The 12400-nt window shown below is 72.5% G+C and carries 10 protein-coding genes; 6 read left to right on the forward strand and 4 right to left on the reverse strand.

The window, feature by feature from the left end:
* Window positions 1-12: 12 nt before the first annotated feature.
* The gene (locus tag ACZ58V_RS20880) at window positions 13-1206 is read right to left on the reverse strand and encodes a glycosyltransferase (protein WP_471291311.1); all 1194 of its coding nucleotides are present in this window, start codon (window positions 1204-1206) and stop codon (window positions 13-15) included.
* Between the two features lie 39 nt (window positions 1207-1245).
* On the opposite strand from ACZ58V_RS20880, the gene ACZ58V_RS20885 reads away from it, so the two are divergent.
* Entirely contained in the window at window positions 1246-2031 is a 786-nt protein-coding gene (locus tag ACZ58V_RS20885; protein ID WP_468196145.1) for a glutamate racemase, read from the forward strand.
* Between the two features lie 112 nt (window positions 2032-2143).
* On the forward strand, window positions 2144-2695 hold the full coding sequence (locus ACZ58V_RS20890; protein WP_468196147.1) for a hypothetical protein: 552 nt from the start codon (window positions 2144-2146) through the stop codon (window positions 2693-2695).
* Between the two features lie 39 nt (window positions 2696-2734).
* Here the strand turns inward: ACZ58V_RS20890 and ACZ58V_RS20895 are convergent, their stop codons facing one another.
* Window positions 2735-3763: an O-antigen ligase family protein gene (locus ACZ58V_RS20895; protein WP_468196598.1), complete on the reverse strand. Its 1029-nt coding sequence runs from the start codon at window positions 3761-3763 to the stop codon at window positions 2735-2737.
* Window positions 3764-4074: 311 nt separating this feature from the next.
* Here ACZ58V_RS20895 and lnt point away from each other — a divergent pair, with 311 nt between their 5' ends.
* From lnt to ACZ58V_RS20915, 4 genes are all read left to right on the forward strand, one after another.
* A complete protein-coding gene (lnt, locus tag ACZ58V_RS20900) occupies window positions 4075-5682 on the forward strand; it encodes an apolipoprotein N-acyltransferase (protein WP_471291314.1) in 1608 nt (535 codons plus the stop codon).
* 67 nt (window positions 5683-5749) lie between these two features.
* Window positions 5750-6229, forward strand: coding sequence for an NUDIX hydrolase (locus tag ACZ58V_RS20905; protein WP_468196151.1), 480 nt, complete (start codon window positions 5750-5752; stop codon window positions 6227-6229).
* A gap of 54 nt (window positions 6230-6283) precedes the next feature.
* On the forward strand, window positions 6284-7084 hold the full coding sequence (locus tag ACZ58V_RS20910; RefSeq protein WP_471291316.1) for a 3-hydroxybutyrate dehydrogenase: 801 nt from the start codon (window positions 6284-6286) through the stop codon (window positions 7082-7084).
* Window positions 7085-7163: 79 nt separating this feature from the next.
* On the forward strand, window positions 7164-9110 hold the full coding sequence (locus tag ACZ58V_RS20915; RefSeq protein WP_471291317.1) for a helix-turn-helix domain-containing protein: 1947 nt from the start codon (window positions 7164-7166) through the stop codon (window positions 9108-9110).
* 57 nt (window positions 9111-9167) lie between these two features.
* On the opposite strand, the gene ACZ58V_RS20920 is transcribed toward ACZ58V_RS20915, so the two are convergent.
* Window positions 9168-10556 carry an MFS transporter gene (locus tag ACZ58V_RS20920; protein ID WP_471291319.1) on the reverse strand — a complete coding sequence of 463 codons (1389 nt, stop codon included), beginning with the start codon at window positions 10554-10556 and terminating at the stop codon, window positions 9168-9170.
* A gap of 533 nt (window positions 10557-11089) precedes the next feature.
* Entirely contained in the window at window positions 11090-12364 is a 1275-nt protein-coding gene (locus tag ACZ58V_RS20925; protein WP_471291321.1) for an MFS transporter, read from the reverse strand.
* Window positions 12365-12400 lie beyond the last annotated feature (36 nt).

Below are 12400 nucleotides of genomic sequence, written 5' to 3' on the forward strand. Positions count from 1 at the left end.
CACCGGTGGCCGTCAGCCCTCGTCGGGCACGGCCTCCGGACGGGCGTAGGTGCGGCCCTTCCAGGCCGCGCCGCGTCCCCGGTAGTGCTGTACCGCCGAATCGACCGTCATGAGGAGATAGAGGAACGCGGTGAACGGCAGCAGAGGAGCGAGCCACAGCGGCAGCCGGTAGTAGCGGAGCATCGGGACGTACGTCCCGGTCATCACGAGCCACGCCAGTCCGCCGGTGATCGCCGCCGCCGCGCTCCCCGCCGCCAGGCCGACCACGACCGCCACCGGCGGCACCAGGTACACCAGCGCCAGCCCCGCGACCGTTCCGGCCAGCAGCAGGGGGTGGTGCCGCAGCTGGGCGTACGCGCTGCGCGACACCATCCGCCACAGGTCGTGCAGCCGCGGATACGGCCGCACGCTGTCCACCCGGTCGGCGAGCCCCAGCCAGACGCGCCCGCCACCGCGCTTGACGGCCCGTGCGAGGGCCACGTCGTCGATGACGGCGTGCCGGAACGCGTCCGGGATCCGTACCCGCTCGGCGGTCTCCGCCCGCACCAGGACGCAACCACCGGCCGCGGCGGCCGTCCGTGTCCCCTCCTTGCCGATCCGGCGGAAGGGGTAGAGCTGCGCGAAGAAGTAGACGAAGGCCGGCACGACGAGCCGTTCCCAGGCGCTCTCCACCCGCAGCCGGGCCATCTGCGAGACCACGTCGAACCCTCCGGCACGGGCCGCCGCCACCAGCTCCCGCAGACTGTCCGGCGCGTGCGCGATGTCGGCGTCCGTCAGGAGCAGATACTCGGGATCACGCGCGCGTGCCAGGCCGATGCCGTGCCGCACCGCCCACAGCTTCCCGGCCCAGCCCGGCGGCGGCTCGCCCGGCGAGCCCACGGTCAGCGGCAGCCCGCCGTGCCGGCGCGCCAGTTCCCGCGCGAGATCACCGGTGCCGTCCGAACTGCCGTCGTCGACGAAGAAGACCTCCGCCCGCCCCGGATAGTCCTGAAGGAGCAGGGAGGGCAGCGCGGCGGGCAGCACCGCCGCCTCGTCGCGGGCCGGGACGACGACGCACACGGACGGCCACGCGTCCGGGTCCCGGCGCTGTGGCAGTCGCACATCCGTGCGCCAGAAGAAGCCCTGACAGAGCAGCAGCCACAGCCAGGCGAGAAGTGATCCAGCGGCAGTCCACACAACGGCGCTCACGCGCGCAGTCTGCCCCACCGGGCCTGCCCGGGAAGGCTCATCGTCTATCGTGATCGGGTGAAGATCGCCCTCATGGACTCCGGAATCGGTCTGCTGGCGGCCACCGCCGCGATGCGGCGCCTGCGCCCCGACGCCGATCTCGTGCTCTCCCTCGACCCCGACGGCATGCCGTGGGGCCCGAGGACCCCGGAGGACCTGACCGGGCGGGCCCTGGCCGTCGCCGAGGCGGCCGCCGCGCACCGCCCCGACGCCCTGATCGTCGGCTGCAACACCGCGACCGTGCACGCGCTCACCGCCCTGCGCGCCCGCCTCGAACCGGAGCTCCCGGTCGTCGGCACCGTCCCGGCGATCAAGCCCGCCGCGGCCGGCGGCGGGCCCCTCGCCATCTGGGCCACTCCGGCCACCACCGGCAGCCCGTACCAGAAGGCCCTGATCCGCGACTTCGCCGGTGGAGTGCCCGTCGCCGAGGTGCCCTGCTGGGGCCTTGCCGAGGCCGTGGAACACGCGGACGAGGCGGCGATCGACGCCGCCGTGGCCGCCGCCGCCGCGCTGACCCCCGACGAGGTGACGACCGTCGTCCTGGGCTGCACCCACTACGAACTGGTCGCCGAACGCATCCGGGCCGCCGTCCAGCGCCCCGGCCGCCCGCCCCTCGTGCTGCACGGCTCCGCGGGCGCCGTCGCCGCCCAGGCCCTGCGCCGGCTCGGCGAGCAGCCCGCACCGGGAGCCCCGCCCCACGGCACCCTGACCGTGCTGCTGAGCGGACGCGAGGGCAGGCTGCCCGCGCCGGCCCTGGCGTACGAGGAAGGGCGGATACTCCAGGCGGTCACGCCCGCCGGCTGACCGGCACCGGCCACCGACCGCCGTCGCCCGTGCCGGAGGGGCCCGCCCGGTCGGCGCAGTCACGCTCCGCCACGAGGTACCGGCGGAGCGAAACCTGAGTAACCTCATATGCATGAGGGACCACCCCCACGGCGAGAACGCCCCCCACTCGCACCCCGATGTCTGGACCGGCCGTGCCACCAACCGGGTCCAGTGGCTGCTGGCGCTCGTCGGCGCCGCCTGTATGGCGCTGGGCATCGAGCTGGCCGTCGACTCGGCGTGGACGCCCGGCGCCCCGCTCGTCATGGCCGTCGTCGGGTGCATCGCCGCCGGGCTGCTGGTCCTCTTCGGAACCCTCGCCTTCGTGCACGTCGCGCTCCGGGTCGACGACGAGCACCTCGAGGTGCGCTGCGGCCACATCGGCCTGCCCCGCCGCCGTATCCCGCTCTCCCATGTGGCGGGCGCCACGTACATCGCGCATGTCACCCCCCGGCAGTGGGGCGGCTGGGGCTACCGATGGCGGCCCGAGAAGGGCACCGCGGTGGTCGTACGACGGGGCGAGGGCGTCGTACTGGAGATGTGGGACGGACACACCTTCACGGTCACCGTCGACGACGCGGAGGCTGCCGTCCAGGTGATCAAGGCCCGGCTGCGGCCCACGAAGCCGGGCGCTGCCGCGCACTGAGCGCTGTGGATCGCCGGCCGTGATCACCGGGGCGGCCGGTCACCAGGCAGGGGTGCGTCCGGCGCGCGGGTGTGTGTCCGGGGCGCGGGTCGACTGTTCGTCGGCCCAGGGGCGTGCCGTGGCCGTGCCCGCCAGCAGGCCCACACCCACCGACACCGCGGTGAAGCTCAGCGCGTTGCCGATCGCGGCGATGGCGGCGAGCGCCGTCAGGGTCGCGCCCGCGGTGAGCACCACCGGCGTCGGGCGCGGGCCGCGCCACAGGGCGTACAGCACCCAGCCGAACGCCGCCGCCAGCAGGGCCACGCCGACGATGCCCTGCTCGGCCGCCTGCTGCAGGGGCGCCGAGTGGGGCTTGCCGTCGGACAGCAGTGACTGGGCGGACGTGGTGCTCAGCTCCCCGAAGCGGCCCGGGCCGACTCCCAGGGCGGCGTCCTCGCGCAGCAGGTGCCACGCGTCCTCCCAGAGCTGTACGCGGTGCGGCGTCAGCCGCCCTTCGAGGGCGGCCACGAGCCCGCCCGGTACGGCACGCGCGGCGACCGCCCAGGCCAGGCAGGTCACCAGGGCGGCGACCGCGGCCAGTACGGCAAGTCCGGCGCCGCGGTGACGGGTGCGTCCTGCGGCGAGCGAGCACAACAGCACCGCGACACAGGTGACGCAGCCGGTGGTCGAGCCGAGCACGGCCGCCAGCACCGCGGTCCCGGCGGCCAGCAGGCGCAGGGCGATCCGGGCGGCCGGAGCGGTGGCGGCCCAGGCCGCGCAGCACGCGGCACCGGCCGACAGCGTCAGCACGGCCGCCGTGGCCCCGGCGTGTCCCAGGGGCGTGGTGATCTGCGGGCCCGGAGCAAGGTGCGGAACGGCCACGGTCAGCGCGACACCCGCCAGCGCCCCGGCGCAGGGCGCGCCGACCGGCAGCAGCGCCCCGCCGATGCGCCCCGCGGCGTACCCGGCCGCCACGGCCAGCACCGCGAGGAGCACGCCCTCGGGCCGGCCCTCGTGCACCGCGGCCGTGATCAGGGACCAGCCGGCGCAAGCCCCCAGCACCACGACGCCCGCCGCATCGGAAACGATTCTTCTCTCGCCGTCCGCGTCCAGCCCGGACGCGGACGTCAGCCCACGTGAACCCACCCCGCCCCGCCCCCCGCACCACGTCGCCCCCGACCTGTGAAGACCCCGGCCGCACGGGCCGCCACGGGCCGCACGACTGAGGCTTCGGCACACCGTAGCCGCTGGTGGACGGTTTGTGGATGTGTCGTGACGAAATGAGCAGGAACGATGCTGCGGACGCGGGCGACGCCGCGCGTGGCCGTCCGCACGGCGTGGTGCCGCCGCCTCGTGGACCGCGCTGTCGGCCTCAAGGTCACTCGCCTTAGACTCCGGGAGTGACCGTCACCGCAACCTCCGTCGGCGAGTCGGACCAGTTGGAGCCGCGGAACGCGCCCGGGGCGCGGACCTGGGCCCGGCGTCTCGTTCCGCCCGCCGCAGCCGCGCTCTCCGGCCTGCTCCTCTACGTCAGCTTCCCGCCCCGCACCCTCTGGTGGCTGGCCCTGCCGGCCTTCGCCGTCTTCGGCTGGGTGCTGCGCGGCCGGAGCTGGAAGGCGGGGCTGGGCCTCGGTTACCTCTTCGGCCTCGGCTTTCTGCTGCCGCTGCTGGTGTGGACCGGAGTGGAGGTCGGGCCGGGCCCCTGGCTCGCCCTGGTCGTCATCGAGGCGATCTTCGTCGCACTGGTCGGCGCGGGCGTCGCGGCCGTGTCGAAACTGCCCGGCTGGCCGGTGTGGGCAGCCGCTGTGTGGATCGCCGGAGAGGCGGCACGCGCGCGCGTGCCGTTCGAGGGCTTCCCCTGGGGGAAGGTCGCGTTCGGGCAGGCCGACGGGGTGTTCCTGCCGCTCGCGGCGGTGGGCGGTACGCCGGTGTTCGGCTTCGCAGTGGTCCTGTGCGGCTTCGGGCTGTACGAGGCCGTGCGTCTCGGTCTGGAGAGGCGGGCCACCGGAGTCGTGCGGCACATGGCGGCAGCGGTTGCCGTGTTGAGCCTGGGCGTCCCGGTCCTGGCGGCGGTGGCCGCCCGGCCGCTGGTCAGCGACAAGGCCGAGGACGGCAGCGTGACCGTCGCCGCGATCCAGGGCAACGTGCCCCGGGCGGGCCTCGACTTCAACTCGCAGCGGCGGGCCGTGCTCGACTACCACGCGCGTGAGACGGAACGCCTGGCCGCGCAGGTCAAGGCCGGCAAGGTCGCCCGTCCCGACTTCGTGCTGTGGCCGGAGAACTCCTCCGACATCGACCCCTTCGCCAACCCCGACGCCCGTGCCGTGATCGACAAGGCGGCCCAGGCCATCGGTGTGCCCATCTCGGTCGGCGGCGTGGTGGAGCGCGACGGCAAGCTGTACAACGAGCAGATCCTGTGGGACCCGGCGAAGGGCCCCGTCGACACCTACGACAAGCGTCAGATCCAGCCGTTCGGCGAGTATCTGCCGCTGCGCTCGTTCATCGGCGCGATCAACAAGAACTGGACGGCGATGGTCCGCCAGGACTTCAGCCGCGGCACCGAGCCGGGCGTGTTCACCATGGACGGCGCCAAGGTCGGCCTCGTCACCTGCTACGAGGCCGCCTTCGACTGGACCGTGCGCTCCGAGGTCACCGACGGCGCCCAGATGATCTCCGTGCCGAGCAACAACGCCACCTTCGACCGCAGCGAGATGACCTACCAGCAGCTCGCCATGTCCCGGGTCCGCGCGGTCGAGCACAGCAGGACCGTGACGGTGCCGGTGACCAGCGGCGTCAGCGCGATGATCATGCCGGACGGGAAGATCACGCAGAAGACCGGCATGTTCGTCGCCGACTCGCTGGTGCAGAAGGTGCCGCTGCGGTCCTCGCAGACCCCCGCCACGCGACTCGGCATCCTGCCGGAGATCGCCCTCGTGCTGGTCGCGGCCGGTGGTCTGGGCTGGGCCGTCGGCGCCGGTCTGCGCGCACGACGCAGCGGTGACGTGTAGCCGTACGCCTGTCGCACGCTGCCTGAATCGCGCGGGACACCGCGACCGGCCGATTAGGGTCGTCGGCATGGCTACTCCTGACTTCATCCGGACCCTCCGCGCATCGGCCGGCCATCAGCTGCTCTGGCTCCCCGGAGTCACCGCCATCGTCTTCGACGACGAGGGCAGAGTGCTGCTCAACCGCCGGTCCGACACCGGCAAGTGGTCCGTGATCGGCGGCATCCCGGACCCGGGAGAGGAGCCCGCGGCCTGCGCCGTACGGGAGGTCCACGAGGAGACGGCCGTGCACTGCGTCGCCGAGCGGGTCGTCCTCGTCCAGGCGCTCGACCCCGTCACGTACGACAACGGCGACACCTGCCAGTACATGGACATCACCCTGCGCTGCCGGGCCGTCGGCGGCGAGGCACGGGTCAACGACGACGAGTCGCTGGACGTGGGCTGGTTCGACATCGACGCCCTGCCCGAACTGAACGAGTTCGGCCTGCTCCGGATCAAGCAGGCTGTGTCGGACGCCCCCACATGGTTTGACCCCACTGCCCCCAGCTGAACTATGGGGCGTGACCACATGGGGCCGGGCAGGGGCGCTTCCTAAGGTCGACGCATGACCGCGCCCCGTGTCTCCCCGGCCCCCCACGCCTCCCCGCTCGACCTCGGCGGCCGCACCGCGCTCGTCACCGGCGCCGCCGGCGGCATCGGCCGCGCCTGCGCGCTGCGGCTCGCGGCCGCCGGGGCCAAGGTGAGAGCCGTCGACCGGGACGCCGCGGGCCTGGAGACGCTCGCCGAACAGGGCCACGACCTCGCGGGCACCGTGGAACCGCACGTCCTCGACCTCACCGACCTGGACGCCGCCGAACTCGCCGCCGCGGGCACCGACATCCTCGTCAACAACGCCGGGCTCCAGCTGGTGCGCCCCATCGAGGAGTTCCCGCCCGACGCCTTCCACCTGGTGCTCACCGTGATGCTGGAGGCACCGTTCCGGCTCATCCGCGGTGCACTGCCCCACATGTACGGCCAGGGGTGGGGCCGCATCGTGAATGTGTCGTCCGTCCACGGGCTGCGCGCCTCGGCCTACAAGTCGGCCTATGTGGCCGCCAAACACGGACTGGAGGGACTCTCCAAGACCGCCGCCCTGGAAGGCGCACCCCACGGTGTCACCTCGAACTGTGTGAACCCCGCCTATGTGCGCACCTCACTGGTCGAGAAGCAGATCGCCGACCAGGCGCAGGCGCACGGCATCCCCGAGGAACGCGTCCTGTCCGAGGTGCTGCTGCAGGACAGTGCCGTCAAGCGGCTCATCGAACCGGAGGAGGTCGCTGAGGCCGTGGCGTATCTGTGCGCTCCGCAGGCGTCCTTCGTGACCGGCACCTCGCTCGTGCTCGACGGCGGCTGGACCGCTCATTGACTTCCTGGCCCGGCTGTGTCGGTTCCTGGGTTATCCACAGGGCTGACGGGACGGCCCGGTCATGGTGAATCCTGTGAGCATGTCCAGCGATCACGTGCAGTCAGCCGAGCGCTCCGCCGGAACCGCCGAAGCACCGGCGGCCGACCCGGAGACGCCTTTCCTCGAGCTGCTGGCCCGGGGCGCCTCCGCCGACGCCTACGAGCAGCCGGTGCTGCTCGCGCGCGCCGAAGGACGGTCAGCGGAGTGGGTCGCCGCGCTCCAGCGGGCCAAGCCGCTCGCTCTGCGCGTGCGGACGGAGCTGGAGGGACGGCGCCGGCGCGAGGCCGAGCTGTCCGCCCTGTTCGAGACCGCCCACGACCTCGCCGGGCTGCGCGACCTCGACGCCGTGCTCCAGGCGATCGTGCAGCGCGCCCGGTCGCTGCTGGGCACGGACGTCGCCTACCTCAGCCTGAACGACCCGGCGAGAGGCGACACCCACATGCGGGTCACCGAGGGCTCGGTCGCGGCCCGGTTCCAGCAACTGCGGCTCGGCATGGGGGAGGGACTCGGCGGCCTGGTCGCCCAGACCGCACGCCCGTACGTCACCGACGACTACTTCAAGGACGACCGCTTCCAGCACACCCGCACCATCGACGCGGGCGTGCGGGACGAGGGGCTCGTGGCCATCCTCGGCGTGCCGCTGATGCTCGGGCACCACGTCATCGGCGTGCTCTTCGCCGCGGACCGCCGGGCCCGGGTCTTCGAGCGCGAGCAGATCGCCCTGCTCGGCTCCTTCGCCGCCCTCGCCGCGGCCGCCATCGACACCGCCAACCTGCTCACCGAGACCCGGTCGGCCCTCGCCGACCTGGAGCTCGCCAACGAGATCATCCGGGACCGCAGCGGCGTCATCGAGCGGGCCTCCGACGTCCACGACCGGCTCGCCGAACTGGTCCTGCGCGGCGGCGGGGTGCACGACGTGGCCGCCGCGGTCTCCGAGGTCCTCGACGGCACGGTCGTCTTCACCGAGTCCGCCGCCACACCGGCCGAGGCCCTGGAATCGTCTCGCGCGGACGGGCACGCCGTGCGGTTCGAGGACGACTGGATCGCAGCCGTCGCCGCCGGCGGGGAACTGCTCGGCGCCCTCGTGCTGCGGGGCCACCCGGGGCTCGACCCCGTCGACCAGCGCACCCTGGAGCGTGCCGCCATGGTCACCTCCTTGCTCCTCCTCGCCCGCCGGTCCGCCGCCGAGGCCGAACAGCGCGTACGCGGCGAACTGCTGGACGACCTGCTGGACGCCCGCGACCGTGACCCGCGCCTGCTGCGGGAGCGCGCGGCCCGTCTGCACGCCGACCTCGACGCCGTCCACGTGGTGCTGGCCGCGCGTCTCGAAGGCGGCGTGGCCGACGCCGACCAGGAGGCGGACGCCCGCAGACGCCTGGCGGCCGCGGCGTCCCATCTCGCCGCGACCCGGCACGGCCTGGCCGCCGCACGCGACGGCGGCACCGTCCTGCTGCTGCCCCTCGGCCCCGGCGACAGCGCCACCGACCTGGCCCGCCGCGCCGCCCGGCAGCTGGGCACAGCGGTCCACACACCGGTCACCGTCGGTGCCTCCGCACCCGCCGAGGACCTCGCCACCCGCACCGACACCGTGGCCACGGCCTACGCGGAGGCCCGGCGCTGCCTCGACGCCCTGCGGCTGCTCGGCCGCTCCGGGGACGGGGCCGCCGCCGAGGACTTCGGCTTCCTGGGACTGCTCCTGGCGGGCGACCGGGACATACCCGGCTTCGTCGAGCGCACCATCGGCCAGGTCGTGGCGTACGACCGACGACGTGGCACCGAACTGCTGCGCACCCTCGACGCGTACTTCGCCTGCGGCATGAGCCCTGCCCGCACCAAGGACGAGCTGCACGTCCATGTGAACACGGTCGCCCAGCGCCTGGAGCGGGTCGGCCGCCTCCTCGGCGACGACTGGCAGACCCCGGCCCGCGCCCTGGAGATCCAACTCGCCCTGCGTCTGCACCGGTTGTCGGAGCCCGGACAGCACTGACCCCCGTACGTGGCCGGCACGGACGTACGGGGGCTGGGCCGACAGGATCCTGGAGAGTCAGATCGTCCGGGCGTCCTCCGCCGGGGCGGCCGTCGTCCGGTCCGCGTCGGCGTCAGGGGCGACGTCCGCCAGGTCCCGGTGGCGGGTCTCCTTGGCCGCCGCCACCGCCACGACCGTGAGCACGGCGGCGGCGATGACGTACAGGGCGATCGGCGTGGAGCTGCCGTAGTCGGCCAGCAGCGCGGTCGCGATCAGCGGGGCGGGCGCGCCCGCCGCGACCGAGGCGAACTGCGCGCCGATGGACGCTCCGGAATAGCGCATGCGCGTCGCGAACATCTCGGAGAAGAACGCGGCCTGGGGGGCGTACATGGCCCCGTGCAGCACCAGCCCGACGGTGACGGCGAGGATCAGGTTGCCGAAGCCGCCGGTGTCGATCAGCGAGAAGAACGGGAACATCCACAGCCCGACACCCACGGCACCCACCATATAGACGGGACGACGACCGATCCGGTCGGAGAGCGCGCCCCACGCCGGGATGACGGCGAAGTGCACGGCCGAGGCGATCAACACCGCGTTGAGCGCCGTCTGCTTGGAGACGCCGGCCGAGGTGGTGGCGTAGACGAGGATGAACGCGGTGATCACGTAGTAGCTGATGTTCTCCGCCATGCGCGCGCCCATAGCGATCAGGACGTCACGCCAATGGTGCCGCAGCACGGCGACGAGCGGGAGCTTCTCCGCCTCCGCGGCCCGGTCCGCCTTGCGGGCCTCGACCTGCGCCAACGCCTGCTTGAAGACCGGCGATTCATCGACAGACAGACGAATCCACAAACCGACGATCACCAGTACCCCGGAGAGCAGGAACGGGATCCGCCAGCCCCAGCTGCCGAACGCGGCGTCCGACAGGACGGCCGTCAGCAGGGACAGCACACCGGTCGCGAGCAACTGCCCCGCCGGTGCGCCGGTCTGCGGCCACGATGCCCAGAACCCGCGCCGCCGCGCGTCCCCGTGCTCCGACACCAGCAGCACGGCACCGCCCCACTCACCGCCGAGTGCGAACCCCTGGACCAGCCGGAGCACGGTGAGCAGGACCGGCGCGGCCGTCCCTATGGTGGCGTGCGTCGGCAACAGCCCGATCGCGAAGGTCGCTCCGCCCATCAACAGCAGACTCAGCACCAGCAGTTTCTTGCGCCCGATCCGGTCGCCGTAGTGCCCGAACACCAGCGCGCCGAGGGGCCGGGCGGCGAATCCGACCGCGTACGTCAGGAACGACAGCAGCGTGCCGACGAGGGGATCGGAGTCCGGGAAGAACAACTTGTTGAACACGAGCGCGGCGGCCGAGCCGTAGAGGAAGAAGTCGTACCACTCGATGGTGGTGCCGATGAGGCTGGCGGCGACGATGCGCTTGAGGTTGCCCTGGGGCGGGGGAGCGGTTGCTGCGGAGGCCATGGGCGCCACTTCCTCGTGTGCGGTGGGGACGGGTACGTGTCGGCACACGGTAGAAACATGCAGGTCAGGCGCACATGTGGTGGGACTACATAGTTCGCGGGCGGGGTGTGCGTGTCGCCCCCATGCCAGTGCTTCAAGGGCCGTCCTGAGGGCTTCATCGGTGGCTGATCAGACAGAGTCCATGTTGCGTAAATCCACCCAGAGGGGGCAGTGACGCCTCGCCACAGGGGCATCTCCGCGAGCGGCCGACCCTGTGCTGCGATCGTGACCACAGTTGACATGGCGCCGCTGCTCTAGGCTCGCATGCACCAACAGTGGCTGCCTGAGCCGCGAGAACACGTAAGGCGGGGTCCGTCCGGGGGCGCGCCCGGGCTGGATCCCGCCGTACGTGATGTGCAGGTCGGGCCAGATGGCATCCGTCTTCGGGGGAGCGTCTGCCGCTTCCGTCAGACCGGTGACGGCCTTCTCGGTGTGTCTGGCCAGCGGCAAGTGCTGTGCACGACGCAGACAGTCAGGGCGCTGTACGCGGCGCTTCACGCGGCCTTGGCCAGGGCGGACCGGTCCTTGCTGGGCGCATGCCGGTCGGGTGCCGCGAGTGTGGTCATGGCTCCTCGTTCGTCGTGGCGCGGCCATAGGAGGAGGGCACCGATTGCTCCCGCCCCGGCCAGGACCGCGAGGAAGGACCAGGCGAGAGTGAAGCCGGTGTTCGTGCCGAGCCACCCCGCGACGGGATAGGTGATCAGCCAGGCCAGGTGCGACAGAGAGAACTGGGCGGCGAATGCCTCGGGGATCGCGTTCCGTCCGACGGAGGCGCGCAGGACCTTGCCGGTCGGTGTGATGATCAGTGCCATGCCGATGCCGACGACGGTCCAGATGATCGCCGTACCGGTCCAGGTGGTGAGACCGGCCGCGATGAGCGTCACCGCGGCGGTCGTGCCGCCCACGAGGACTCCGGCGCCCGTCATCATGACGGTGCGGGCAGCGATCCGGTCGAGAACGCGGGGGAGTGTGAGGGCGGCCAGGAGGGTTCCGGTGCCGGAGGCGGCGAGCATCCAGGCGACGTCCGAATGCGAGCCGCCGAGCTCGTCACGGACGTAGTTGACGGTGTTCACGACGACTATCGACCCTGCCGCCGCAACCACGAGATTGAGCGCCATGATGCCGCGCAGCCGCGGTGTCCTGAGGAACGTCCTGATCCCTGCTGCCGCCTTGTCCCACGCCTTGGTGTGGGTGCTGGGGCGGGCGTCGGGGATGCGCGTCGAGAGGACGAGCAGGGCGGAGATGAGGAACCCGGCGGAGGTGCCGAGGAACAGCCAGCCGAAGCTGATGAACGTCAGGGCGACAGCTGCCAGCAGGGGGCTGAGCAGGCTCTCCATGGTGGAGGCGACCTGGGACGCGGACAGGGCACGTGTGTAGTCGGACTCGTCGGTGACGATGTCGGGGATGACGGCCTGGAACGTCGGGGTGAATGCCGCGGAGGCGGCCTGTAGCAGGCCGATCAGGACGTAGATGTGCCAGACCTCGGTGACCAGCGGCAGTGCCAGGACCACCGCACCGCGGACCACGTCGAGGAGGACCAGGAGGGTTCTCCGGGGGAGTCGGTCGACGTACGCGGCAGCCAGAGGGGCTATGGCCACGTACATGACCATCTTGATGGTCAGGGCGGTACCGAGGACCATGCCGGCACGCGGACCGGCGAGGTCGTAGGCGAGCAGCCCGAGGGCCACTGTGGTCAGTCCGGTACCGAACAGGGCGATGACTTGGGCACTGAACAGGTGACGGTAGTCGCGGACGGCGAACAGGCGCATGGCTGGTTCCTTCCGTATCCATGCGGCGGGGCACGG

Source organism: Streptomyces sp. NPDC040589 (assembly GCF_055594445.1).